General features: G+C 73.8%; 19 protein-coding genes. 14 read left to right on the plus strand and 5 right to left on the minus strand.

Going from position 1 to position 25,270, the window contains the following annotated elements; genetic code table 11:
- Window positions 1-37: 37 nt before the first annotated feature.
- The gene (locus tag ACZ4VL_RS02910; protein WP_468194967.1) at window positions 38-706 is read right to left on the minus strand and encodes a TetR/AcrR family transcriptional regulator; all 669 of its coding nucleotides are present in this window, start codon (window positions 704-706) and stop codon (window positions 38-40) included.
- Window positions 707-834: 128 nt separating this feature from the next.
- Window positions 835-4,806, minus strand: a complete 3,972-nt coding sequence (locus ACZ4VL_RS02915) for a type I polyketide synthase (protein WP_468194969.1) — start codon at window positions 4,804-4,806, stop codon at window positions 835-837.
- 326 nt (window positions 4,807-5,132) lie between these two features.
- Between ACZ4VL_RS02915 and ACZ4VL_RS02920 the strand changes: the two genes are divergently transcribed.
- The 7 genes from ACZ4VL_RS02920 to ACZ4VL_RS02950 all read left to right on the plus strand — a co-directional run bounded on the left by ACZ4VL_RS02920 (window position 5,133) and on the right by ACZ4VL_RS02950 (window position 14,243).
- Complete coding sequence (locus tag ACZ4VL_RS02920) at window positions 5,133-6,125, plus strand: aldo/keto reductase (RefSeq protein WP_468194971.1); 993 nt, start codon at window positions 5,133-5,135, stop codon at window positions 6,123-6,125.
- A 95-nt stretch (window positions 6,126-6,220) separates the two neighbouring features.
- The gene (locus ACZ4VL_RS02925; RefSeq protein ID WP_468194973.1) at window positions 6,221-7,885 is read left to right on the plus strand and encodes a GH3 family acyl-acid amido synthetase; all 1,665 of its coding nucleotides are present in this window, start codon (window positions 6,221-6,223) and stop codon (window positions 7,883-7,885) included.
- Between the two features lie 16 nt (window positions 7,886-7,901).
- Window positions 7,902-8,783, plus strand: a complete 882-nt coding sequence (locus ACZ4VL_RS02930) for an alpha/beta fold hydrolase (RefSeq protein WP_468194976.1) — start codon at window positions 7,902-7,904, stop codon at window positions 8,781-8,783.
- Window positions 8,776-10,038 (plus strand): enolase C-terminal domain-like protein, encoded by a 1,263-nt coding sequence (locus tag ACZ4VL_RS02935; protein WP_468194979.1) that lies wholly within the window; start codon window positions 8,776-8,778, stop codon window positions 10,036-10,038. The genes ACZ4VL_RS02930 and ACZ4VL_RS02935 overlap by 8 nt, the downstream gene beginning before the upstream one ends.
- Window positions 10,035-11,792: a thiamine pyrophosphate-binding protein gene (locus ACZ4VL_RS02940; RefSeq protein ID WP_468194981.1), complete on the plus strand. Its 1,758-nt coding sequence runs from the start codon at window positions 10,035-10,037 to the stop codon at window positions 11,790-11,792. The genes ACZ4VL_RS02935 and ACZ4VL_RS02940 overlap by 4 nt, the downstream gene beginning before the upstream one ends.
- 106 nt (window positions 11,793-11,898) lie before the next feature.
- Complete coding sequence (locus ACZ4VL_RS02945) at window positions 11,899-12,813, plus strand: FAH family protein (RefSeq protein WP_468194984.1); 915 nt, start codon at window positions 11,899-11,901, stop codon at window positions 12,811-12,813.
- A complete protein-coding gene (locus ACZ4VL_RS02950) occupies window positions 12,810-14,243 on the plus strand; it encodes a phthiocerol/phthiodiolone dimycocerosyl transferase family protein (RefSeq protein ID WP_468194987.1) in 1,434 nt (477 codons plus the stop codon). The genes ACZ4VL_RS02945 and ACZ4VL_RS02950 overlap by 4 nt, the downstream gene beginning before the upstream one ends.
- On the opposite strand, the gene ACZ4VL_RS02955 is transcribed toward ACZ4VL_RS02950, so the two are convergent.
- Complete coding sequence (locus ACZ4VL_RS02955) at window positions 14,173-14,553, minus strand: ArsR/SmtB family transcription factor (protein WP_468194990.1); 381 nt, start codon at window positions 14,551-14,553, stop codon at window positions 14,173-14,175. The two genes, ACZ4VL_RS02950 and ACZ4VL_RS02955, sit on opposite strands and share 71 nt — an antisense overlap.
- Window positions 14,554-14,954: 401 nt before the next feature.
- On the opposite strand from ACZ4VL_RS02955, the gene ACZ4VL_RS02960 reads away from it, so the two are divergent.
- From ACZ4VL_RS02960 to ACZ4VL_RS02980, 5 genes are all read left to right on the plus strand, one after another.
- Entirely contained in the window at window positions 14,955-16,385 is a 1,431-nt protein-coding gene (locus ACZ4VL_RS02960) for an MFS transporter (protein ID WP_468194992.1), read from the plus strand.
- 28 nt (window positions 16,386-16,413) lie between these two features.
- Window positions 16,414-16,815 carry a 5-carboxymethyl-2-hydroxymuconate Delta-isomerase gene (locus tag ACZ4VL_RS02965; protein ID WP_468194995.1) on the plus strand — a complete coding sequence of 134 codons (402 nt, stop codon included), beginning with the start codon at window positions 16,414-16,416 and terminating at the stop codon, window positions 16,813-16,815.
- 49 nt (window positions 16,816-16,864) lie between these two features.
- Window positions 16,865-17,587, plus strand: a complete 723-nt coding sequence (locus tag ACZ4VL_RS02970) for an SDR family oxidoreductase (RefSeq protein ID WP_468194998.1) — start codon at window positions 16,865-16,867, stop codon at window positions 17,585-17,587.
- A 488-nt stretch (window positions 17,588-18,075) separates the two neighbouring features.
- On the plus strand, window positions 18,076-20,238 hold the full coding sequence (locus ACZ4VL_RS02975) for a DUF6777 domain-containing protein (protein ID WP_468195001.1): 2,163 nt from the start codon (window positions 18,076-18,078) through the stop codon (window positions 20,236-20,238).
- A 222-nt stretch (window positions 20,239-20,460) separates the two neighbouring features.
- Window positions 20,461-20,982 carry a hypothetical protein gene (locus ACZ4VL_RS02980; RefSeq protein WP_468195004.1) on the plus strand — a complete coding sequence of 174 codons (522 nt, stop codon included), beginning with the start codon at window positions 20,461-20,463 and terminating at the stop codon, window positions 20,980-20,982.
- Between the two features lie 99 nt (window positions 20,983-21,081).
- Here the strand turns inward: ACZ4VL_RS02980 and ACZ4VL_RS02985 are convergent, their stop codons facing one another.
- Both ACZ4VL_RS02985 and ACZ4VL_RS02990 read right to left on the minus strand, forming a co-directional pair.
- Window positions 21,082-21,972: an arginase family protein gene (locus ACZ4VL_RS02985; RefSeq protein WP_468195007.1), complete on the minus strand. Its 891-nt coding sequence runs from the start codon at window positions 21,970-21,972 to the stop codon at window positions 21,082-21,084.
- 137 nt (window positions 21,973-22,109) lie between these two features.
- Complete coding sequence (locus ACZ4VL_RS02990) at window positions 22,110-23,012, minus strand: LysR family transcriptional regulator (protein ID WP_468195010.1); 903 nt, start codon at window positions 23,010-23,012, stop codon at window positions 22,110-22,112.
- 70 nt (window positions 23,013-23,082) lie between these two features.
- Here ACZ4VL_RS02990 and ACZ4VL_RS02995 point away from each other — a divergent pair, with 70 nt between their 5' ends.
- Complete coding sequence (locus tag ACZ4VL_RS02995) at window positions 23,083-24,075, plus strand: Rossmann-fold NAD(P)-binding domain-containing protein (protein WP_468195013.1); 993 nt, start codon at window positions 23,083-23,085, stop codon at window positions 24,073-24,075.
- Window positions 24,072-24,983, plus strand: coding sequence for an aldo/keto reductase (locus tag ACZ4VL_RS03000; protein WP_468195016.1), 912 nt, complete (start codon window positions 24,072-24,074; stop codon window positions 24,981-24,983). The genes ACZ4VL_RS02995 and ACZ4VL_RS03000 overlap by 4 nt, the downstream gene beginning before the upstream one ends.
- Window positions 24,984-25,270: the final 287 nt, after the last annotated feature.

Genomic DNA, 25,270 nt, shown 5'->3' on the forward strand with positions numbered 1-25,270 from the left:
CGCGCCCCCGACCCGGCCGGACGGCGGCCGGAGGGCGTTACGGCGTCCCGGTGCCCGGAGCCGCCCTGGGGCTCCAGCCGCGCTGGGCGTACGAGAGGACGCCGGTGAGGGCGATCCTCAACAGGGCGCGCAGCTCCACGTGCAGCGGAGCCCGGCTCTCGGGCGCCTGGGTCCAGCGGTAGAGGAGCCCCAGGTAGGCGTCCCGGAGCAGGTTGCCGGCCAGCACCGGGTCGACGTCGGCGGCGACCTCGCCGCGGGCCTGGCCCGCAGAGATCACCTGGGTGAACACGTATCCGGCGTAGTGCGGCTCCTCCAGGAGCGGCTGGCCCGACTTCACCCAGGCCGTGAGCATCACCCGGGTCAGGTCCTGTTCCGCCTCGTTGAAGTCGGCGAGCGTGGCCATGCACCGCTCCAGCTGCACGGTGACGTCGTCCTGGAGGGCCAGGGACGACTCCATCGCGCGTTCGAGGCTCTGGCGGCGGTGCTCGGCCCAGGTGGTGACGAGGTCCTCCTTCTTCTGGAAGTGGTTGAAGAAGGTGCCCCGGGCCACATCGGCCCGCTCGGTGATGTGGTCGATCGTGGTGCCGTCGTATCCCTGCTCGGCGAACAACTCGAGGGCTGCCCTGTACAGGTTGTCGTGCACGCGCCGCCTGCTGCGCTCGCGCCTGCCGGCTGGTGGTACTTCATGCGTGTGCTCGACGGTCATAGGCTGTCTCCTCTTACGGCCCCAAAGGGCTTGTCGCGTGTTCCCGTTGACGGGTGGCGAGCTCCCCCGGCCGCGTGGGCGGCGGCATGCCTCGCCCACCCATTTCTGCACCATAGTCCATCGATGCATCACGGTTCAATGGAAGGGGTGACGGCTGACTCGATCCCGGCGGCGGTCTCGCCGTCGAGGAGCCGGCGCGTCGGGATGTCCGTCCCGAACTCGACCTGGAGGATACGCCGCAACTGCACGGCCATGAGGGAGTCCAGGCCCAGGTCGGCCAGCGGCCGCCTGCGGTCGAGGCGCTCCGCGCTCGTGCCGAGCACCGCCGCGATCCGGGCGTGGACGTCCGCGGTGGCGACGGGCGACGCCGTGACCACGGCGGGCCGGGCCCCGGCCGCAACTGCCGTTCCCGCAGCCGCAACCACAGCCGCCGCCGTAGCCGCCGCCGACAGCGGCGCGGGAACCGGTTCTTCCCCGTGGGGCGTCAGCGCGATGCCCCGGAACTCGGCGAGCACCCGCCCGTCGGCCCCGACGAGCGCCACATCGCAACGCGCCCCGCCGCCTCCCGGCCCGGGCGCGAACCCGGCCGTGCTCCAGAACTCACCGACGGGCTCCTCCCCGAGGAAGACCCGCTCGAACGACACCGGCAGGTAGGCCCGGGTCCGGTCCTCCGGGGCGCCGTACCGCGGCCAGGACCCCAGCATGGCCAGCAGGCCCGCCTCCACCGCGGCCCCGCCCCCCGCGGCCGTGTGGAGCCGGGCCACGGCCTCGCCGTCGCGCCGCCACAGCTGCCGCACGCCGCGCAGCGCGGTCGATACGCTGTAACCGCGTCCTTCCGCCCGTCGGTAGAACTCGCCGGCCGGTACGTACTCCCCGCACCGGGTCAGCGCACCGTCGAGGTCCACGGCTTGCGGCTGCCCGCAGGGCCGGGCGGTGCCCGACACGCACCGGACGATCGTGCCCGCGCCATCCGTCCCACCACCGGGGACCGCATCGACGACGAACCGGTACGCCTCCTCCCCGGGCGCAGGTTCGCACACGATCCGGAGCATGGTCGGCAGCTCGTCGGCCGATCCCGCCGCGGGAAGTCGAAGGGCTCCCTCCAGCCGGACGTCCTCCAGCGTCACCGGCCCGTCTCCCGCGAGGTCGCGTACGGTCTCGGCCACCAGCCGCAAGTACGCCACCGGAGGCACCACCGCCCGGCCCCACGCCTGCACGCCCCCGCCGTACTCGGTCAGTCCGAGCCGCGACAGCCGCACCCGCCGCTCGAACCCGCCGGCTCCCGCCGCGGACGCCGGGGCGGTGACCGCCGGTACGGGCGCCGCCTGCGCTCGGAGCTCGTCGGTGTCCCAGGCGTAGCGCGGCAGCGGCACCCGTGCCCGGCCGCCGCCCGCAGGGCGGTCCCCGTACAGGCGCCGCCAGTCGACCGCCGCGCCCAGGGCGAAGGCCCGGCCCAGAGCGCGCAGGACGGACAGGGGCTCGTCCTGCTGCCGGGCGAGCGTCGTCACCACGGCCACGGGCACGCCCGCCTCCTCCTGGCAGTCGATCAGGGCCTGGGCGAGCAGCGGATGCGGGCCGACCTCGACGAACACGACCTCCCCGGTCTTCACGACCTGCTGCACGGACTCCGCGAACCGCACCGTCAGCCGGAGGTTGTCCATCCAGTAGTCGCCGTCCAGCTCGGCGTCCTGCACGGGGGCGCAGCGCACCGTCGAGAACATCTGGATCCCCGGGACGGCCGGCCGCAGCTCCCGCAGCCGAGCGGGCAGTTCCCGGCGCAGTTCGTCCATGACGGGGGAGTGCGAGGCCACGTTCACCTTGACCGGGCGACTGAAGACGGCGCGCTGCTCCAGTTCCGCCCCGATCGCGGCGAGGGCCTCGGGGTCGCCGGCGAGCACGGTCGCCCGCGGGGAGTTCTCCACCGCCACGCACACCCGGCCCTCGTGCGCCGACGCGAGCTCGCGGGCCTGCTCGGGCGGCAGCTCGGTGGCGAGCATGGCGCCGCGCCCGGCCAGCCGCTGCATCAGCGTGCTGCGGCGGCAGATCACCCGGGCCGCATCGCGCACCGACAGGGCCCCGCTGACGCAGGCCGCGGCCGCCTCGCCCATGCTGTGGCCCACGCACAGGTCGGGATCCACCCCCATGGCCCGCCAGTGCGCGGCCAGGGCCACCTCGACGGCCCACAGGGCCGGCTGCACCACCTCGACGGCGTCGGATATATCCCCGCCGCCGCGCAGCAGGTCGGCCACCGACCAGCCGAGCTCCTCCCGGACGGCCGCATCGCACTCCTCCAGGGCCGCGCGGAACGCGGGGGAGGAGGCCAGCAGTCCGCTGCCCATGCCGCGCCACTGCGACCCCTGGCCGGGGAAGACGAAGGCCACCCGGCGGGCGCCGCCGAACCCGGCCTCGTGGACGCCCCCGTCCGGGGTCGGCTCGCCGGCCGCCAGCCGGCGCAGGGTGCGGGCCAGCTCGTCGTGGGTGGTGCCGACCGCCCAGAGGCGGAAGGGGTGCGCGTCCCGGCCCGTTGCGGCGGACCGGCACGTCTCGCGCAGCGGGTGCGGCCGGCCGGCGCCACCGGGTTCGAGGTGCGCGGCGTACCGCTCGGCCAGCGCGAGCAGGGACGCGGACGAACGCGCGCTGAGCACGAGCAGCTCGGCGGCCCCGGACACCCCACCGGATGCGCTCTTCGCCCGTTCACCCTCCGCCCGGCCCCTGCCGGACTCCGCCCGCTCGTTCTCCGCCCGGCCCGGTTCCCGGTACTCCCCGACCACCACGTGGGCGTTGGTGCCGGAGAGCCCGAAGGAGCTGACCCCCAGCACGGCGCGCTCGCCCCGCGGCTGCAGCGGCGTGGTGTGACGGACCAGTTCGACCGGGGACCCCTCCTCGGCGAGGAGCGGGTGCGGGGTGGTGGCGTGCAGGGAGGCGGGTACCCGGCGGTGCCGGGCGATCAGGACGGCCTTGATGAGGCCGGCGATGCCGGCGGCCGCCTCGGCGTGCCCGATGTTGGTCTTCACGGATCCGGTGAGCAGCGGACGGCGCCCGCGGTTCCCGATGCTCCGGCCCTCCCCGGCTCCGCCGTGCTCCCCGTCCTGCTCCGCGTCGTCGGCGGCCAGTGCCTCGGCCAGGGCGCGGAGTTCCACGGTGTCGCCCACCGTCGTGCCGGTGCCGTGCGCCTCGACGTAGTCCACCTGCCCCGGGGCGATCCCGGCGCTGCGCCAGGCCGCGGTGAGCATCGCCACCTGGCCCGAGACGGCGGGCTGGAGCAGGAGCCCGCTGCCCCGGCCGTCGTTGGTGACGGCGCTGCCCAGCAGCAGGGCGTGGACGTCGTCGCCGTCCGCGAGGGCGTCGGGCAGGCGCTTGAGCAGGACCGCCCCGATCCCCTCGCTGCGCACGAACCCGTCGGCGGACGCGTCGCCGAACTTGCAGCGGCCGTCCGGCGAGAGCATCTCGCCCTGTGAGTAGGCGATGGCGTCGCGCGGGGAGAGGATGACGTTGACCCCGGCGGCCACGGCCAGGTCGCACTCGCCGGCGAGCAGGCTCTGACGCGCGGTGTGCACGGCCACCAGCGAGGAGGAGCAGGCCGTGTCCAGGGTGAGGCTCGGTCCGCGCAGGTCCAGTGCGTGGCTGACCCGCCCGGAGGTGACGGCCCGCAGTCCGCTGCCCGCCATGGCACGGATGTCGCCCGTGCCGACCGCGCCGAGCGCATCGGCGTACTCGGCGGTGGCCTGGCCCACGAACACGCCGGTGGTGCTGCCCGCGAGGGAGGAGGGCGGGATGCGGGCGTCCTCCAGGGCCTCCCACACGACGTGGAGCAGCATCCGCTGCTGCGGGTCCATCGTGCGTGCCTCGCGGGGCGAGATCCCGAAGAAGGCCGCGTCGAAGGCGTGCACGTCGTCGAGGAAGCCGCCGTGCCGGGATCTCAACCGGCCCGGGGCCGGGGCGGGTCCGGCGTAGAGGGCCTCCGCGTCGAACCTGTCGCGGGGCACGGCGGTGACCGCCTCGCCGCCCCGTTCGAGCAGGTGCCAGAACTCGTCGGTCCCCGCGGCTCCGGGGAACCGGCATCCCATGCCGACGATCGCAATCGCGCCAACTGTGTCCACTGAAGCGCCTTCCTGATCGGTGACCAGTCCAAAAATACATGTAAGGCCAAACTTGTTCTCCAGTCCTTTGTAAAGACGGCGTTAAAGGCCTGCGACCTGCTCTGTTACCTCGCAGACCCGCCCGGTTCACCCGGAGTTGGCGACATCCGCCCCGTGCTGGCCGGGCCGCTCGCGGCTGATCGTCGAAGTCGAATCTGGCCTTGGGTCAACAGTTGAACTCAAGTACATGTTTGTGCTTGAGTTCCGGTCGTGAGTGGCCGGTCCGGCCTCCCCCGCCCGGTCCGGCCCCTTGCCCCAACCCCGCCTTCTCGAACAAGGAGTGACGCATGCTTGGATTGCGCAAGCTGGGCAGCCAGGGCCTCGAAGTCTCCGAACTCGGCCTCGGCTGCATGGGAATGAGCCAGTGGTACGGCGCCACCGACGACCGCGAGTCCATCGCGACGGTGCACCGGGCCCTGGAACTCGGGTACACCCTCTTCGACACGGCCGAGGCCTACGGCCCGTACGACAACGAGGTGCTGCTCGGCCAGGCCCTCAAGGGGCGGCGCGAACAGGCCGTCATCGCCACCAAGTTCGGCTTCCCCATGAAGCTCAAGGACGGCACCACCGCCGAGGCCGACAGCCGCCCGTCGCACATCGTGGAGGTCGTCGAGGCCTCGCTGAAGCGCCTGGGCACGGACCACGTCGACGTGCTCTACCAGCACCGCGTCGACCCCAAGGTCCCCATCGAGGAGGTCGTCGGGGCCATGGCCGGCCTGGTCGAACAGGGCAAGGTGCGCTACCTCGGCCTGTGCGAGGCCGGCGTCTCCACGATCCGCCGCGCCCACGCCGTCCACCCGCTGTCCGTCGTGCAGAGCGAGTTCTCCGTCTGGGAGCGCAACCTGGAGGACGACGTCCTGCCGGTGCTCCGCGAGCTCGGCATCGGACTCGTCGGCTTCTGCCCGCTGGGTCGCGGCTTCCTCACCGGCGGCGTACTGCGCGCCGAGGACTACCCCGAGGACGACTTCCGCCACCACGACCCGCGCCTGCAGGGCGCCAACTACGACCAGAACGTGGCGGTCGCCGCCACCGTGCGCGCACTCGCCGAGGCCCGCGGCCTCACCCCCGCCCAGCTGGCCATCGCCTGGGCGCTGCACCAGGGCGAGGACATCGTGCCGATCCCCGGCACCAAGCGGCGCAGCTACCTGGAGGAGAACACCGCCGCGGCCGCCGTCCGCCTCGACGCCGACTCCCTCGCCGCCGTCGACGCGGCCGTCCGCCGCGACCAGGTCGCCGGGCCCCGCTACAACGACCGCATGATGGCCTACATCGACCGCTGACCGCGCCGCGGTTCCCCTCCCACCCCTCCGTCCCCTGACGTTCGAGACGTTTTCGGGCCGCAGCGGCCCGGATCCATACCTTTTCGGGAGCAGTTGTGGACATACCGCATTGGCAGAAGCACTGGCTGGAGCGGCGCGAGCCCTTCGCGCAGGAGTGCCGGCAGGCCCGCCAGGACCTGCTGGTCGACCTGAAGGACCCGCTCACCGCCCAGCGCCGGGTGCTCGCCGATGTCATCGACATGAGCGCCGGGTCGGTCCACTGGCGCGAGCGCGGCTACGACGCCGTCGCCGCCGACCACGACCGGTTCCGCTCGGTCCTGCCGGTCATGCGCTACGAGGACTTCGTCCCCGAGATCGAGCGCGAGACCCGCACCAAGGGCGGCATCCTGACCTGCAGCCCCGTCATGCGCTGGCTCAAGACCAGCGGCACCACCGGAACCCCGAAGCGGGTCCCGTACACCCTGCACTGGCTCCTCACCTACCGCATCCCGGCCATGAAGGCGATGTGGGGGACCTACCTGGAGCACCATCCCGAGCTGCTCGACCACCCGTACGCCACCCTCGACACGCAGACGGTCCGCGAGGACGTCTTCGACTTCGTCCACGGCATCGAGCACCAGGCCGTCAGCAACCGCCACCCGCAGATCAACAGCCGTGACTGGAACCCCCCGTGGTTCGAGTCCCCGTGGTTCGGGCCGGACGTCCCCGCCGGCCACGAGGGCCGCATGTACCACCGGCTGCGCCACCTCGTCGGCAAGGACCTGCACTACATCTCCTCCATCAACCCCAGCACCCTGCTCTCGCTCCGCGACCTGGTGGAGGCGCACGGTCCGGCCCTGGTGCGGGACCTGCGCGCGGGGACCCTGGAGGGCCGTCCCCACACCGAGCCGGACGAGCACGCAGCGGCGCACCTGGAACGGGTCCTGCGGACACCGCGGTTCACGCTCAAGGACCTCTGGCCCTCCCTCACCCTCTACACCTGCTGGCTGTCCGCCTCCGCCGGGCTGTACGCGGCCCAGCTGGACGCCGTGTTCCCGGGCGTCGCCAAGCTCCCCTTCATGAGCTGCGGCACCGAGGGCGTCACCACCATCCCCGTCGACGACTCCCTCCACAGCCAGCCCCTCGCCGTGGGCCAGGCGTTCTTCGAGTTCGTCCCGGCCGACGTGCCGCTCGGCGAACTCGTCGAAGCGGGCGGGCGGATCGACACCCTGCTCGTCCACGAGGTCGAACAGGGCCGCGACTACCACCTCATCATGACTCAGGGCAACGGCCTCTACCGGCTGTGGACCGGGGACGTCTACCACGTCGACCGGGTCGTCGACGGCACCCCCTGGGTCCACTTCGTGCACCGCGACGGCATCTTCCACTCCTTCACCGGCGAGAAGATCACCGAGGCCCAGGTCACCGAGGCCATCACCCGCGGCCTCGCCGCCTCCGGCCTGCGCACCGGGCTCTACATGTGCGGCCCCCGCTGGGCCGAACCGCCGAGCTACGTGGTCGTCGCCGAAGTGCCCGAGCCCTCCGCGGAACTCGACCGCACCCTCTCCGCCGCCGTCGACGGCGCCCTGCACGAGATCAACATCGAGTACGCGTCCAAGCGCGACAGCGGCCGGCTCGGACCGATCGAGGTGCTCACCGTACGACCCGACGCCATCAGCGCGTACGTCGAGAGCCGCAGGCAGGCCGGCAACGCCACGCAGTACAAGTACAAGCCGTTCCAGCGCGACATCGACTTCGTCGACGCCGTCACCGCACACTGAAGGGGAGCGCACACAGATGATCGAGACCAAGAGGCCTCCGCAGAACATCCGTCGGGAGATCATCGGCCTGCCGGTCGACGGCGCGGAACTCGCCCTGCACCTGTGGCGCCCCAGGGGCGAGGTCAAGGGCGCCGTCTTCTACTTCCACGGACTCCAGTCGCACGCCGGCTGGCTGTGGGAGGTCGGGCCGCAGTTCGCCGACAACGACATCGCCTTCTTCGTCCTCGACCGGCGCGGCAGCGGCATCAGCGGCGGCCCCCGGAACGAGCTGCCCGGCGCGCGGACCGTCCTCGACGACTACACCACGGCGATCGCGCACGTCCGGGGCATGATCGGGGACGAAGCGCCGCTGTCGCTGTTCGGGCACTGCCTCGGCGGCTCCTTCCTCGCCGCCCTGCTCCACCACCCCGGCTTCACCACCCGCTACGACGCGGCCGTCTTCTGCTCCGCCTGGCTCGGCAAGCTCCACGCCACCCTCGACGAGGACCAGCGGCGGGCGCTCGCCGCCGACACCGGCGAGGAGCCGTGGGACGCCGGACTGAAGTCGGAGGACTTCACCGACGACACGCGCCACCGGCACTTCATCGACCACGACGACCTGGCCGTGCGCCTGCTGACGCGCCGCTCCCGGGCCACCCTCCTGGAGCTGGAGCGCATGTACATGGACCCGCAGCGCACCCTGCCGTCGGTGCCCGCGGCCTTCGTCTCCGGGATCACCGACCCCATCGTCGACCTCGACGACGCGCAGGCGACCTTCCTGCGGATGACCGCCAGCGACGGCGCACTCCTCCGCTTCGCCACCGACAAGCACTACCTCTTCTACACCGACGTGCGGTCCCGGCTGGTCGACTGGGCCTCGGCCTTCACCCTCCTCCAGGGGCTGGACCGCAATGCCTGAGCCGGCAACGGCCCGGCTGTACCGGGTCGAACTGCCCATGGCGGTCGGCTTCGACCATCCCGCCCGCAAGCGCTCCGCCTCCGACAGCCTCGTCCTCGCCCTCGACGTCGACGGCTTCCGGGGCATCGGCGAGTGCGCCCCGAGACGGTACGTGACCGGCGAGACCACCGCCTCGGTCACGGCCGCCCTGCAGGGCCTCCCCCTGGAGGCCGTCGCGGCGAGCCTGCGCGGCGCCGACCCGGTGGACCTGCTCGCCCGGCTGCTCCGCGAAGGCGCCGCGGCCGTCTACCGTCTGCCCGGCGGCACCAACCTGCACTGCCTCGTGGAGACCGCGCTGCTCGACCTGCTCGGCAAGCGGCTGGGCCTGTCCGGCGCGGAACTGGTTCCCGGCGGACCGCGTGACGCAGCCGCCGGGCCCCCCGCGGCCCTGCCGGTCTCCCAGGTCCTCGACCTCAGCCTCGACACCGACGCGTTCCTCGACACCCGCGGACCGTTCCACTTCATCAAGGTCAAGGCCTCGTACGACATCGCGCACGACGTCCGCACCGTCGCCCGGATCCGGGCCCGCCTCGGCGAGCGGGTCCCGGTCATGGTGGACGCCAACATGAGCTGGACCCCGTACGAGGCCCTCGGCCACGTGCAGGCCCTGCGGGACGCCGGAGCCACCTTCATCGAGGAGCCGCTGCCCCAGCGGGCCTGGGCGGAACTCGCCCGGCTCCGCGCCGAGGGCGGTCTGCCGATCATGCTGGACGAGTCCGTGTGCACCCTGGACGACGCCCGCGCGGCCGTCGCCCACGGCGCCTGCGACGCCCTCAACATCCGGGTCGCCAAGAACGGCGGCCCGGTCGCGGCGGCCCGGCTCGCCGCGTTCGCCCGCGAGCACGGCCTCGGCTTCCAGATCGGCGTGCAGGTCGCCGAAGTGGGGCCGCTGATCACCGCGGGCCGGGCCCTGGCCTTCCGACACCCCGACGCCCTGACCGTCGAGGCCGGCCAGTCCGACCGCTTCTTCCCCGACATGATCGTCTCCCCGCGGCCCGCCGTGGACCGGGAGGCCAACACCGTCCGCCCCGTCACCGGCCCCGGCTTCGGCCTCGAACTCAACGCCCGGGCCGACCGCTGGGCCGTTGCCCGACGCACCGAGGGCGACCCGGCCTGGCGCCCCGCGGCGCCCGCCGCCGCCCACTCCGCCGCCGCCCACCCCGTCGGCGCCCACTCCGCCCCCCGTACCGACCGCATCGAGGACCACCACGCATGACGACCACCTACTTCTCCGACCTGGTCGTGGAGTTCCTGCACCAGCAGGGCATCGACACGGTCGTCTTCAACCCCGGGGCCTCCTTCCGCGGGGTCCACGACTCCCTCGTCCACGCCGACAACGCCGCCGTCGCACCGCAGATCGTGATGGCCTGCCACGAGGAGATCGCCGTGGCGATCGCCCACGGCTACCACAAGGCCAGCGGCCGCCACATGGGCGTGCTCGTGCACGCCAACGTCGGCCTGCTGCACGCCTCGATGGCCGTCTTCAACGCCTGGTGCGACCGGGTCCCGCTGTTCGTGCTCGGCGGCAACGGCCCCGTCGACGCCGGCAAGCGGCGCCCCTGGATCGACTGGATCCACACCTCGCAGAACATCGAGTCCGTCGTCAAGGACTACGTGAAGTGGTGCGACCAGCCCGTCGGCCAGCGCGCCACGGTCGAGTCCCTCACCCGCGCCTTCAAGCTGATGAACACCCCCATGCACGCCCCGGTGTTCGTCGCCCTCGACTTCGACACCCAGGAGCAGCCCCTGGAGGACGGCGTACGCCTCTACCCGGCGACCGCGACCGAGCCCACGCGGCTGCCCCCGCTCGACGGGGAGACCGTGCGGGACCTCACCGGACGGCTGCTCGCCGCCCGCATGCCCGTCCTCGTCGTGGACTTCTCCGGCCGCGACCCCGAGACGGTGGCCCCGCTCGTGGCCCTGGCCGAGTCCCTAGGCCTGGCCGTCATCGACCGCGGCAACCGCCTCAACTTCCCCAACACCCACCCCCTCAACGTCAGCCACACCGGCACCGAGGTCGTCGCCGATGCCGACCTGGTCATCGCACTGGAGGTCCAGGACCTCGTCGGAGCGCTCGGCGCCTTCCTCCCGCTGACCGACCAGGGCCTCCCCGCCAACGGCGCCGACGTCGTCACCCTCGGCTTCAACGAGCTCCTCACGAGCAAATGGGCCGCTGACTACCAGCAGTTCGTGCCCGTCACCCGGTCGATCGCCGCCGACACCGCGGCCTCGATCGCCGCCCTGCGCACCGTCGCCGACGACCCGGCCGGCCCCTTCGCAGACCCCGGCTTCACCGCGCGCCGCGACGAGCGCACCGCGGCCCTCGCCGGCGCCCACGTACGGGCCCGCGCGGACTGGTCCCGCGAGGCCGAGGAACTGAAGCAGCGTGAGCACATCCATGTCGCGGGTGCCGTCGACGAGATCCACAAGGCCGTCCGCGACGAGGAGTGGATCCTCGCCAACACCGGCAGCCTGACCATCGACGGCTGGGTCAAGAAACTGTGGCCGCTGGAGCGCCCCGGCAGCTACCTCGGCCTCAACGGCGGCGGCGGGCTCGGCTACGGCCTCGGGGCCTCCGTCGGCGCGGCGCTCGCCCACCGCGACGACGACACCGTCTGCATCGACCTCCAGGCGGACGGCGACTTCCTCTACACGCCGAGCGCCCTGTGGACGCTCGCCGCACAGGACGCGCCGCTGCTCGTCGTCGTCATGAACAACCGCCTCTACCTCAACTCCACCCAGCACGCCCAGCGCATCGCCGGCAACCGCGACCGCGACATCGACCGCGCGCACATCGCCACCAGCTTCTACGACCACCCCGTCGACTTCGTCGCCATGGCCCGGTCGTACGGGCTCCACGCGCTGCCCCGCGTCGAGAAGATCGGCGACGTCGCACCCACGGTCCGCGAGGCGGTCGCCCATCTGAAGGCCCACCGCAAGCCGGTCCTCGTCGAAATCCTCATGGACTGACCCCGACGCCCGACGCCCGACGCCCGACGCCGACGCCGACGCCCGATGCCCCCGCACCCCGACCCTCCGACGTACTGACGCGCAGACGCCCCAAGGAGATCCGACCATGACGGTGCTCTTCGAGTGCACCCACGACCAGGCCCGCCACATCGGGCTGGGCATCCCCGACGACGACGCCCCGCTGCGCCTGCACCGGCTCCGCGAGGACGACGACCTCGCCGCCCTCCTCGCCCGGACCGGTGGCGCGGACGACCGGGCCGCCGCCGTCACCGCACTGCTGGCGGACCGGCCCGCGGTCGAGGTGTCGGCCGAGGACCGCCACCTGGTGCGGATGCGACCGCCGCTGCTGCCCGCCCACATCGGCGACGCCCTGGTCAGCGGCTTCATGATGACCCACAACGTCAAGATCGACACCGGTGTCCCGGACCAGCCCAACTGGTTCGTCAAGGGGCTCGGCGACACCCTCAGGCTGCCGGGGGAGCCGCTCTCGGTCCCCGGGGACGCCATCGCCGTGTGCGAGGAGGCCGAGGTCGTCCTCGTGTACGTCGGCGACGCGGACGGCGTGCCCCGGTACGCCGGCCACACCTTCGGCAACGACCTCACCGACATCGGCCGGTTCAAGCAGCACGCCGGCCACCTGTCGTACGCCAAGCTCTGCGACGCCGGCATCGCCCCCTGGCTGCACCTCGACGCCCCGCCGCGCTCGGCGACCGGCGAGGTCGTCATCGAGCGCGACGGCGCCCCGGCCTGGAAGGGGACGTTCACGACCGGCACCGACGCCATCCACTACGACGTGGCGGCCATGATGGACCGTCTGTTCGCCCACCGGTCCCTGCACCGGCCGGGCCGCGTCCACTACGTCTACATCGGCGCCGACCGCAGCAGCTTCCACGGCGGTTTCCGGACCGCCGACGGCGACCGGGTGGCCGTCGACGTGACCAGCCACGGGGTCCGGTTCGCCCACCCCCTCGCCTGGGGCCGGCCCGCGGACGGGCGCAGCGGGCAGGAGTGGGGGCGGTGAGCCCGGCCGGTGCGCCGCTCCCGGCCGGTGTGCCGCGCCGGCTCAGCGATGTCGAGGCGGCGTTCGCGTACACCCACGCGCTGATGCGCGGCACCACGCAGGTCGCCACCCGGCTCTCGGTCCGCGGCGCCCTGCCGGACGCCGTGCTGGAGCGGGCGGTGCGCGGCTGGGCGCAGGACGTGCCGCTGCTGCGGCTGCGGATCGAGGAGCGGCCGGACGGGCTGTGGTTCCGCGAGGGGCCGCCGGGCCCGGAGGCCGAGCAGATGCGGTACGGACCGTTCCCGGGGGCCCGTACCCCGGACGAGGTGCTCCGTGCGGAGCTGAACGACGTCCTGCCGACCGGGGGCCCGCTGTGGCGGCTGCGCGCGGTCCGGGCGACGGGGGAGACCCACCTGTTCTTCACCCGCAACCACGCGATCTCGGACGGGCATTCGACGGGCGCCGTCCTGCGGGCGCTCCTCGACCGCCTGCCGGTCACGGCGGGCCGCGGCGCGGCGGCCGTTCCGCTGGCCGGGGCCGGGGCCGGGGCCGGCGCCGGGGTGGTGCAGCCCTTCACGGACGTTCGTCGCCTTCCGCCGGACGCGGACGAGCTGGAATACCGCCCGCCGGGTGCGCCCGAGGCGCCCGGCGAGCCCCCGGCCGTGCTCCCGGAGCCCGTGCCGTTCGCGGCCGCCGCCCGGTGGGCGGACCGCACGGCCGACTTCACGGCCCTGGAACTGACCCCGCAGCAGACCACCGCGCTGAAGTCCTGGTGCCGCGCCCGGGGAGTGACGGTGAACCAGTTCCTGGGCGCGGCCCTCGCCGAGGCCTGGACCGGGGTCGCGGGCCGCCCGGAGGTCCGGCTGCTCACCGCGGTCTCCCTGCGGGGGCGGTATCCGGAGGCCGTGCTCCCCGACGTCGGCTGTTTCATCAATGTGGTGGGCGTCCCCGTACGCCCGGACCCCGCCGGCCGCACCGACGCGACCGCCCGGGCGTACGGGGCGGCGCTGCGGGAGGCGGACGCCCGCTGGCTCCCGCCCCGGCGCGACCACGCAGCGATCCGGCAGGCGGTGGGGGCGGCGGCCGCCGCGACCGCGGCGCCCGGGATCTGCATCACCAACGTGGGCGTCGTCGATCCCGCGCTCGGCACCCACGCGGGCCGGGTGACCGCTTTCCGGACGGTCGTGAACCGGACAGGAGCCAACTACGCGCTGGTGCTGCACGCCGCGACCTTCGCCGGCGGGCTCTCCCTCGCCCTCGCCCACGGCACTCCGGCCACGGACCCGGCCACGGCGCGGGCGGTGGCGCGGGCCCTGCACGAGCGCCTGCTCCGGCCGGGAGGCCCCGCCGGCGCCGGTCCGTCCGCAGCTCCATCCGCGGCTACGGCCGCAGCACCAGGTCGAGCAGTCCGGGAAAGCGCTCGTCGAACTCCGGCCGCCGCAACCGGTTGAGCCGCTTGGGCCCGGAGTCGCGCTGCTCCAGCAGCCCGGCGTCCCGCAGGACGGCGAAGTGCCGGCTCAGCGTCGCCTTGGTGACCGGCACGTCGAAGCTCCCGCAGGACCGCTCCCAGTCGTCGGCGCCCGCGAGTTCGCGGACGAGGGTGCGCCGTACCGGGTCGGCCAGGGCGAGCAGGGCCGCCTCCAGCGGTACCTCGGCCGGGTCGGTGTGGACCGGCGGTACGCGGTGGCCCGGCGCGTCCGCGGGGGGCGCCGCGACCCGGCGCCGCTCTGCCGGCGCGGGGTGGGCGTCTGCTGCCGCCATGGCGGTTCTCCGTCCGTTCCGGGGTGGCCGGATCGCGCCGGTCACCGATTGCGGAGTGTTCGACGCCGTGCGTACACTCCGAAGTGTTCGTCTCTCGACGAACATTCTACGGAGTCGCCCTGTTCCGCGACCCCCGTGCCGCCCGGGGCCACCGGGGCCACCGGATCCGCCCGGCCACCGGGCCCCTCCGGGCCGTGGGGCCGGTCAGAGCCCGTGCGGCCCTGCGGCGCCGGGCACGTCGTGCCGGCCCGACCGACCCCCGCGGTCGGGCCGGCCCGATCCCGCACCGAGCGCCGCCGAGACCGGCTCGCCCCGCCCCGCTCCGCCCCACGCCCCGCCGGGGCCGACCCGGGTCGGCCCCGGGAGCCCCAGCCCCTCCGCACCGACGAAAGGACGAGCACGTGACTCGCCATGAAACCCCCGCCGCAGCCCGGCCCGGACCGACCCTCTTCGCGGCCTGCCTGGGCTTCGTGGTCGTGATCCTCGACGTCAGCGTCGTCAACGTCGCCACCAAGGCCCTCGCCGCCGACTTCGGCGGCAGCCTCTCCGGCCTGGAGTGGGTGATCAACGGCTACACCCTCACCTTCGCCGCGTTCCTCCTCACCGCGGGGGCGCTCGGCGACCGCTTCGACCCCAAGGGCATCTTCGTCCTGGGCTTCGCGCTCTTCGCCGCCACCTCCCTGGCCTGCGGAGCCGCCCCCACCCTGGTCACCCTCATCGCGGCCCGCGTCCTCCAGGGCATCGGCGCGGCCATGATCGTGCCGTCCTCGCTCTCCCTGGTGAACACCAACTTCCCCGACCCGGCCCGCCGCACCCGCGCCGTCAGCCTCTGGGCCGCCGCCGGCGGCCTCGCCCTCGCCCTCGGCCCCGTCGTCGGCGGCCTCCTCGTCGACTCCCTCGGCTGGCGCTCGATCTTCTACGTCAACCTGCCCATCGCCGCCGTCGGAATCCTCCTCACCCAGCGCTACGCCCAGGCCGCCCCGGCCCGTGACCGTTCCCGCCGCCGTTCCCTCGACCTGCCCGGCCAGCTGCTCGCCATCGTCGGCCTCGGCGCCCTGACCACCGCGGTCGTCGAGGCCAACGCCCAGGGCTGGGGCTCCGCCCTGGTCGTCACCTGCCTGGTGGTGTTCGCCGCCGCACTCGCCGGCTTCCTGGTCGTCGAGGGCCGCAGCGCCGACCCGATGCTGCCGCTGCACCTGTTCGGCCGCCGCGCGTTCAGCGCCACCTCCCTCATCGGTGTGCTGCTGAACTTCGCCTTCTACGGCCTCATCTTCGTCTTCAGCCTCTTCTTCCAGCAGGTCTGGGACTACTCGCCGATCACCGCGGGCCTCGCGTTCCTGCCCATGACCGGCGCCATCATGGCCGCGAACCTGTCCTGCGGCCCGCTGGTCAAGCGGTACGGCGCCCGTGCCGTCCTGCTCGTCGGGAACGTCCTGGCGGCCCTCGGCTACCTGGGTACCATCCCGGCCGTCGGCTCGGGCTCGTACCCGGCGGTGATCGGGCAGTTCCTCGTCGCCGGCTTCGGTATCGGCCTCGTCGTCCCCGCCATGACCAACGCCATGCTCGGCGCCGTCGACCCGGCCAACGCCGGCATCGCCTCCGGCGTCCTCAACGCCTCCCGCCAGCTGGGCGGCCTCATCGGCGTCGCCGCCATGGGCCTCCTCGTCGGCCAGGCCGCCTCCGAGCACTTCACCTCCGGCCTGCGCGCCGCCCTCGTCTCCGCCGTCATCGCCCTGGCCGTCGCCGCCGCGCTGAGCGCGACCGGCATCCGCAAGGCCGCGGCCCCCGCCCCGGCCGCCGCGCGCACCGCGGCCCCCGCCGCCACCCGCTGACCCGCTGACCCCCTCCGAAAGGTCTCCCATGCCGCACCTCGTCCTCGAATACTCGGCCAACGTCCGCGACCCGTTCGCCCCGGTCGCCCTCTTCGCCGAGGTCCACACCGCCCTGGCCGCCGCCGGCGGCTACCGCCCCCAGGACTTCAAGAGCCGGGCCGTCCGCATGGACGCGTACGCCCTCGGCGACGGCAGCCGCGAGCAGTCGTTCGCCAACCTCGACGTGCGCACCTTCGCCGGCAAGTCCCCGCAGACCAAGGCCGCCATGGCCGAGGCTGCCCTCGCCGTCCTCACCCGCGCCTTCGCCCGCACCCTGCGCGAAACCGCCTGCGACCTCTCCGTGCAGATCACCGACCTGGAGCGGGCCTCGTACGCCCGCCTCCGCTCCGAGGACCTCCCCGCGCCCGTACCCACGACCCCCGCCGCCTGACGCCCCTCCACCACCCCCATCCCCCAGCAACAGGAGACGGAACACCCCCATGACCAGCTACGCAGGCCGCCGCGTCCTGATCGTCGGCGGCACCTCCGGTGTCGGCCTCGCCACCGCCCGCGACTTCGCCGGGCGCGGCGCCGAGACCGTCATCGCCTCCCGCTCGCCGCACAAGCTCCAGGCGGCCCTCGCCGAACTCGCCCCGCTCGCCGGCACGTCCACCGCCCAGACCCTCGACATCCGCTCCGACGACGAGGTCGAGGAGTTCGCCGAGGCCGCCGGCACCTTCGACCACGTCGTCGTGTCCGCCGCCGAGACCCCCATGGGACGCGTCGACACCCTCCCCCTCGCCGACGCGTACGCCGCCATGGACAGCAAGTTCTGGGGCGCGTACCGCGTCGCCCGCTCGGTCTCGATCGACCCGGCGGGATCCCTCACCCTCGTCGCCGGCTACCTCTCGCAGCGCCCGGGGAAGGCATCCGCCCTGCAGAGTGCGGTCAACGCCGCCCTGGAGGCCCTCGTGCGCGGCCTGGCCCTGGAGTACGCCCCGCTGAGGGTGAACGCCGTATCGCCCGGCCTGCTGCGCACCCCGCTGTGGGACGGGCTGGCCGCCGAGGCCCGCGACGCCATGTACGGGGCGGCCGCCGGCCGCCTGCCCGTGGGCCGCGTCGGCGAACCGGCCGACGTCGCCGCGGCCGTCCTGTTCCTCGCCGACAACCCGTACACCACGGGCTCGACGGTGTACGTCGACGGCGGCGGCACCATCGCCTGACCACGGGCGGCTCCGGCCCCCGGCCGGGGGCGGTCGGCTGTCAAGACCCGAGAAGTCGGAACGTGACGTGCCCCGCGGCCGGGGGCTTACTCGGGACATGGGCTCACGGAGAAGAGGGGGCCCTGCCCGCGTCCACCCGCGGAGGTCGTCACGGCAGCAAGGAGCGATCACATGCCGACCACCATCGTCCTTCCGATGTCCTACGCCGGGGGGAGAGCGTCGTGACGCCCGTACCTCCGCCGCCCGGGCGCCCCACCGGCCCGCCGTCCGGTCCCCTGTCCAGCCGCCCGTCGAACGAGCGGCCCCCGCCGCCGGGGCCCCCGCCGCCGGGACCTCCCCTGCCTCCCCCGCCTCCGCCGCAGGGGCCTCCGGGGCCGCCGACCGGCGGTGGCGATCCGGGTCCGCCGCCGGACCGGAGCCGCCCTGACGCGCCGACCCGCGGATGGCGGTCGCGGCGGACGCTGCTGAGCGCCGGCACCGCGGTGGCCATGACGGCGGCAGCAGTGCTCGCCTTCACCGTCATGGGCGGCAACGAGGCGGCCGGCGGCGAGGTCTTCCTCCAGGCCGCGGCGGCCGCCGGCCCCGATCCGTTCACGCCCTCGACGGTCACGGCGGCCGAGGCCCGCGACCCTGGACCGGTCACTCCGGCCGACCCCACCGCGGCCGCCGCGCCCCGCACCGGCACCCGTACCCTCCAGGTCAGCGGGACCTACCCAGGGCTTTACGGGGGCACGCGGAACATCGCGAGCTGCGACGTCGAGCAGCAGATCGGGTTCCTCGCCCGACACCCGGACAAGGGGAAGGCCTTCGCCGCCCCCTTGCACATCCGGCATTCCGAGGTCCCGTCCTACCTGCGGTCCCTGACCCCGGTCCGGCTGGGCTGGGACACCCGCGTCACCAACCACGGGTACAAGAACGGCGCGCCCACCAGCTACCAGGCGGTGCTGCAGGCCGGCACCTCCGTCCTGGTCGACGACCGCGGTGTGCCCCGCGTCCGCTGCGCCTGCGGCAACCCGCTGGCCCCGCCCGTCGCCGTCAAGGGCAAGCAGACGTACAGCGGCAGGGAGTGGTCGTCGTTCCGGTCCGCCGACCTCGTCGCGGTCAAGCCCGCCCGGAAGCCGGTGAAGGCCGTCACGGTGTTCGATCAGGGCCGGAAGGCCTGGTACGAGCGCCCGAGCGGCGGGGTGAAGGCCGGAAGGCACGACCAGGAGGTCGCGCCGCCGCGAGGCCGGACGCCCGACGCGCCGTACCCGGTCCTGCCCCCGCTACGACCCGGACCGGTGGAGGAGCCTGCCGACGCGGGCACGCGCAAGGCCCACGACGAGGAGGCGCCCGCGGGGAGGCCTCCAGGTGCAGGCCGGGGCCAGAAGCCCGCGGTCCCCGGAAAGGACCAGGTCCGCGATCCGCATGCGGACTCCGATGCGCCCCCGGGCAAGGGCACGGGAAAGGTTCCGCACCGATACGAGGGGGAGAAGCCGGAGAAGACCCCTGCGCCGGACCCGAAGAAGACCCCTGCGCCGGATCCGGAAAAGGCACCGGCGAAGGGCTCGGGGAAGGGCTCCCGCAAGGGCTCGGGTGAGAGTCAGGGAGGAAAGGGCCGCAATTCCGAACGCTCCGAACACTCCGAAAAGGGTTCGGTGCAGGTGCAGGAGCAGGAGCAGGAGCAGGATCCGGACAGGACTCCGGACAAGGGCGAGGCAAACGCCCCGAGCCGGAATTCCGGCCCGACGGACCCCGGCAGGGTTCCCGGACCGGCCACCGAGCGGGGGCCCGCGACGGACCCGCCGGTCAAGCACGGCGAAAAGCCGGACCTGAAGCCCGCCCATCCCGTCGAGCAGCCGGACCGGAATCCGGGCAAGGCGCAGGACCGGAATCCGGAAGAGGGGACCGGGATGGGTGCTGACACGCCGGACCCGGCACAGGGCCAGGGCCAGGGCCAGGGCCAGGGGAAAGGGAAGAGCCAGGGCCAAGACCAAGGCCAGGGCCAGGGCCAAGACCAAGGCCAGGGCCAGGGCCAGGGCCAGGGGAAGGGGAAGGGGAAGGGGAAGGGGAAGGGGAAGGGGAAGGGTCAGGGTCAGGGTCAGGGAAAGGTAAAGGAGAAAGGCTCGGGGACCAGCTCCGACCATGATCCTGTGGGAAGCCAGAACCGGAAGCCTGGCAACCCTGAAGAGGGGTCCGATCACGGCACTGCGAAGCCCCCGGGCCAGAAGCACGGGGAGAGCCACGGGACAGGCCCCGGAACGGGTGCCGAGAAGGGGTCGGGGACGGTCCCCGGCACGGATCCGACGCAGAACCCGGGCGAATCCACCGGCCGGCACCCCGGAAGGTCCGGCAAGGAACCGCACCAGGACCCGGCTCAGGTCCCGGGGAGTTCCCAGGGCCGGAGCCCGGGGGAGCACACCGAAAACGTCCCTGGTCAGACCCCCGGGAAGGGCACCGGGGCGGACCCGGAGACGGGTCCGGGCACAGGCCGGGGGACGGGACGGGGGACAGGGCAGGGGAAGGGCAAGGGGGCGGGCGAGGAGAAGGATCCGGGCGGAACGCCGGAACGGAAGCCTGGGAACTCCGGAAAGGATCCGGGTCTGGGAACAGGAGTCGACCCTGGCACGAGCCCGGTCCGAGAACCGGGAAGTGCGGAGCAATCCGGATGATCCTGCGGTTCGGCGCCTGGGAAGGGGTGCGCCTCGCGGGGTGGGCCGCGGAGGCGCGGGCCCGTCCTTGTCCCAGGCGCCTCGCCGTCTGTCAAGACACGAAAAGCGGGGACATGACCCCGCCCGCGCGGCAGGGCCTACTGGAGGTGCGGGTCAACGGGAAACGGAAATCCCCCCACGGCCCGCACCACACCACGCACCCCTCCACGAAGGAGTCACGTCATGACCCGCACGTCCCGCAAGCAGCGAATCGTGATGCTCGGCCTGTCGACCGCGCTGGCCGCCGGAGGAGCCCTGTTCTCCTCCACCGCATACGCCGCCCCCGCCCAGCCGTACACCAGCACCATCACGAAGACTGTGGAGGGCAAACCGGCGCATGGTGACTCGAAGGGCAAGAAGAGCGACCACAACGGCGGCAACAAGAAGGGCAAGGGCAAGAAGGGCAACCAGGCCCGCGACATCGAGAACATGCCCGGCTGCAAGTTCGTGAGCGGCAAGGTGTACTGCGAGTTCAAGCCCCCCACGGACACGAAGCCCCCCACGGACACGAAGCCCCCCACGGACACGAAGCCTCCCACGGACACGAAGCCTCCCACGGACACGAAGCCCCCCACGGACACCAAGCCCGGTGACACCAAGCCCGGTGACACCAAGCCCACGGACGTGAAGCCGGACGACAAGGTTCCCGCACCCGCCCCCGGGACGGCGCCCGCAGTGCGGACCGGTGGTCCCACGGGGAAGTAGCCGTAGCGGCGAAGCCCACGGCCGGCTCGCAGGGGGAGCACGTCCGATCGCTCAGATCGGGCGGGCTCCGCTGCTGTCCGGGCACGTGGGCTCGTGCGTTCAGCGGTCGGGTCGCGTCGACAGCGCCCGGTGCAGGCATTCGACGAGGCGGGCTGCGATGGTGCCGTCGGGGTCGAGCCGGGGGTTGAAGACGGTGACGTCGAGGCCGACGGCCCGCTCGTCGGCGAGCGCCACCCGCAGCACCGCCTCCAGCTCCGCCCAGGCCAGTCCCCCCGGCAGCCGGTAGTCGACGGCGGGCATGACCGCGTCGTCCAGGACGTCGGCGTCGAGGTGGATCCAGTACCCGGCGGCCCTGCCGCGCGTCAGCCGGTAGACCGCCCGGCGCGCCGCCGCGGCGGCTCCGACGGCGCGCACGTCCTCCAGGTCGACCGCGTACAGCCCGTCCGGCAGCGGTTGCATCCCGGCTTCGGCCGATTCGGCGGCGTCACGGAAACCGAAGGCGACGACGTCCTCGTCGCGGAGCAGCGGCCCGAGTCCTTCGAGGTCGGTGAGCAGCCGGGGGCCGCGGCCGGTGGCCAGGGCGAGTTCCATCGAGGCCGCCTCGCCGGTGGGTTCTGCCGACGGCTGGTAGAAGTCGGTGTGGCCGTCGAGGAACAGCAGGCCGTACTGTCCTCGCCGGCGCAGTGCCAGGAGGTTGCCGAGGAGGATGCTGCAGTCGCCGCCGAGGACCACCGGGAAGCTCCCGACGTCGAGGGCCCGGCCGACCGCGTCGGCGAGTGAGACGGAGTAGCGGGCGATGCCCACCGGGTTGAGGATCCCGGTCCCGGGGTCCCGCGCCGGGTCGTACGCCGGAGGTTCGACCCGCCCGGCGCGCAGCGCTCCGGGGCGGTCCAGCAGACCGGCGCCGATCAGCGCCGCCGGCAGGTCCTCGACGCCGGACGGTCGCAGGCCCAGCACGGACGGCGCCTCGATGACGGCCAGTTCCTGCACGTTCCGGTCCCTCCGCCGACGACCACCACCCGCCCATGGTGGGCCACGGCCCGCCCGTGAACGCGTCAGACATGCGGCATCGCCCCACTGCGCCGCGGACGGCGGCGGGTCGCGGCCCCGTCGTCCGGCCGCGGCGACTACCCGACCCGGGCGGCGGCCGCGGCCAGGGCCTCCGCGAAGGCGGCGGCATGCGGTGCGGGTCGACGGCGGCGGGGCATCGCCACGCCGATGTGGCGGGCCGGGCGCGGGGGTTCGACGTCGACGACGGCGAGGCCCGGGGCCGGGGCCAGCGAGACCTTCGGGACCAGCGACACGCCCACCCCGGCCGCGACCAGCGTCTGGGCGAAGAAGTAGTCCGTGGTGGAAGCGGCCACCTGGAGGTCGAACCCGGCCCGCTGCGCATGGCGGCGCAGGTACGCCTCGGTCTTCAAGCAGCCCAGCACCCACCGGTCCGCGGCCAGCTCCCCGAGGTCGATGCCGGCCCGCCCGGACAGGCGGTGGCCGCGCGGCAGGACGACCGACAACGGGTCGTCCATCAGCGGGGTCCAGTCGAAGCCCGGCCGCTCGGACGGCGGGACCGGGAGGGGGCCGTCGAAGTGGTAGGTGAGCGCGAGATCGGCCTCGCCGCGCCGGAGCATCGGTAGGGCCGTCTCCGGCTCGCTCTCGCGGACGGTCAGTTCCACCTCGGGGTGCGCGGCCACGAACCGGGCCAGCGCCTCGGGCAGCAGGTAGCGCCCGCCGCTGGTGAAGGTGGCGACGGTCAGCCGGGGCCGGGCGGCGTCCAGCCGGTCGATCTGCCGGCGTACGTGGTCGAGTTCCGCCGAGATGGTGTCGGCGGCCTCCACCAGGAGCCGCCCGGCGTCGGTCAGGGTGGCCCCACGGGTGCTGCGGACGGCGACCGGTCGGCCCAGCGAGCGCTCCAGCACGGCGATGTGCTGGGAGACGGCCGACGGGGTGAGCAGGAGCGCGGCGGCGGCCTGGTTGAAGCTGCCGTGCTCGGCGACCGCCCGCAGGACACGCAGCCGCTGCACATCGATCATCAGTTTTCCTTCATACTCGTTCAGTAGATGACCAGTTCTGCTGGGGACCGTACCGCGGCAGAGTCGAGGCATGCGAAACGTATGTGTGATCGGCGGGAGCCGGTACTTCGGCAGGCACCTCGTGGAACTGCTGCGCGGGGCGGGCTCGCACGTGACGGTGGTCAACCGGGGCTCGGCCCCCGCACCGCACGGCGTGACCCACCTCGTCGCCGACCGCGGCGACGAGCGGCAGCTGCGCGCCGCGCTGGGCTCCCGAACCTTCGACGTGGTCCTCGACCAGGTCTGCTACACGCCCGAGCAGGCCGAAGTCGCCCGCCGGGTCTTCGCCGGCAGGACCGGCCGCTACGTCATGACCTCGACCGTCGAGGTGTACGACCCGGCGACGCAGTCACCCGCCACCGCCACCGCCACCGCCGCCGCCGCCCCCGCCCCCGCCTCCGTCCCCGTCCGTGGCGTCGGGGTCGCGGTCACCGAGGGCCTCTTCGACCCGGTCGGCCGGCCCGTCCCCGGCGTCCCGGCCGGCGCCGACGAGGCGACGGCGTACGCGGAAGGCAAGCGGCAGGCGGAGAGCGTGCTGCTGACCGACCCCGTCTTCGCGACCGCCGTCGTGCGCACCGCCCACGTGCTGGGCGGCGGCCGGGCCGACTTCACCGGACGGCTGGCGCACCACGTCGACCGGATCCTGGCCGGCGAGCCGGTCCTGGTCCACCGGCGGGCGTACCCGACCACGTTCATCCACCACCGGGAGATCGCCGAGTTCCTGCACTGGACGGCCGGGGCGGCGTTCACCGGACCGGTCAACGCCTGTTCGCACGGCACGCTCACCGTCACCGAGCTCGGCGACCTGGTGGGCGAACGGGTCGGGCGCCCGCCGCACTACGCGCTGGTGGAGGTCGGGGCCGCCGCGTCGCCGTTCTCGTACGACCGCCACTACCCGATGGACAACGGGCGGGCGGCCGGGCTGGGCTTCGCCTTCGGCCGGGTGGCGGACTGGATGCCGCAGGCGGTCGACGAGGTCCTCGCCGAGGTCTCGGTCGCGGGCCGGAACGGGGGCGCGCAGTGAGCGCCGAGCGCTCCGTCGGCGGGGTGCGGGTGTCGGCCGTCGGCCTCGGCACGATGCCGCTCTCCGTGGAAGGCCGTCCCGACCGGCGGCAGGCCCTCGCCACCCTGCACGCCGCCCTGGACGCCGGCGTCACCCTCCTCGACACCGCGGACTCGTACCACTGGCACGCCGACGAGACCGGCCACAACGAGGAACTCATCGCTCAGGCGCTGGCAGAGCGCGGCGCGGGCCCGGACCGCGAGGCCGTCCTGGTCGCCACCAAGGGAGGCCGTGGCCGGCCCGGCGACGGTTCGTGGACCGTCGACGGCCGTCCCGCACACCTGCTGCGGGCCTGCGAGGCGTCGCTGCGCCGGCTCGGGGCGGAGACGGTCGGGCTGTACCAGCTGCACAAGCCGGACCCGCAGGTGCCCTGGGCCGAGTCGGTCGGTGCCCTGCGCGAACTCGCCGAGCAGGGCAAGATCCGCGCGGCCGGGATCTCCAACGTCTCCGTCGAGCAGCTCGACGAGGCCCGGCTGATCCTGGGCGACCTGCTGGTCTCCGTACAGAACCAGTACTCTCCCGCCGTCCGCGACAGCGAGCCCCAGCTGCGCCGCTGCGCCGAACTCGGCATCGCCTTCCTCCCGTGGAGCCCGCTGGGCGGGATCTCGCGCAGCTCCCTCGACGGCCCGTCGGGGCCGACGTCGTCCGGTACGGCCTTCCACGAGGTCGCCGCCGAACACGGGGTGAGCCCCCAGCGGGTGTGCCTGGCCTGGCTGCTGTCCCGTGCACCGGTGGTGATCCCGATCCCCGGCGCATCCCGCCCGCACAGCGCCCGGGACTCGGTGTCCGCCGCCGGACTGGTACTGACCGAGGCCCAGCGCACCCGCCTGGACGCCGCCGTGGAGACCTGGCGGACGGGGGCGGGCTGACCGCCGGATCACGCCCCCGAACCGCCCCCGGATTGCCCCGGTACGTACCGGCCGGCCACTGCCGGGCTGCTGCCGGCTGCCGCTGGGCCGCCGAGAAAAGGGAATGCCCCGCTCTGCGGCCGTCGGCTACGGTGGCCGCATGGGCAGTTCCTCCTTCTTCCTCTGATTCCCGGGACCGGGAACGCACCGACCCGCCGCAGCGCGCCCCGATCCGGCGGCGCCCCCGGTCGTCGCGTTCCCCCGACACGTCCCGTGCCCACAGCGGCCGGCGCCCCTCCGCCGGGGCC

The organism is Streptomyces sp. NPDC029014 (assembly GCF_055564695.1).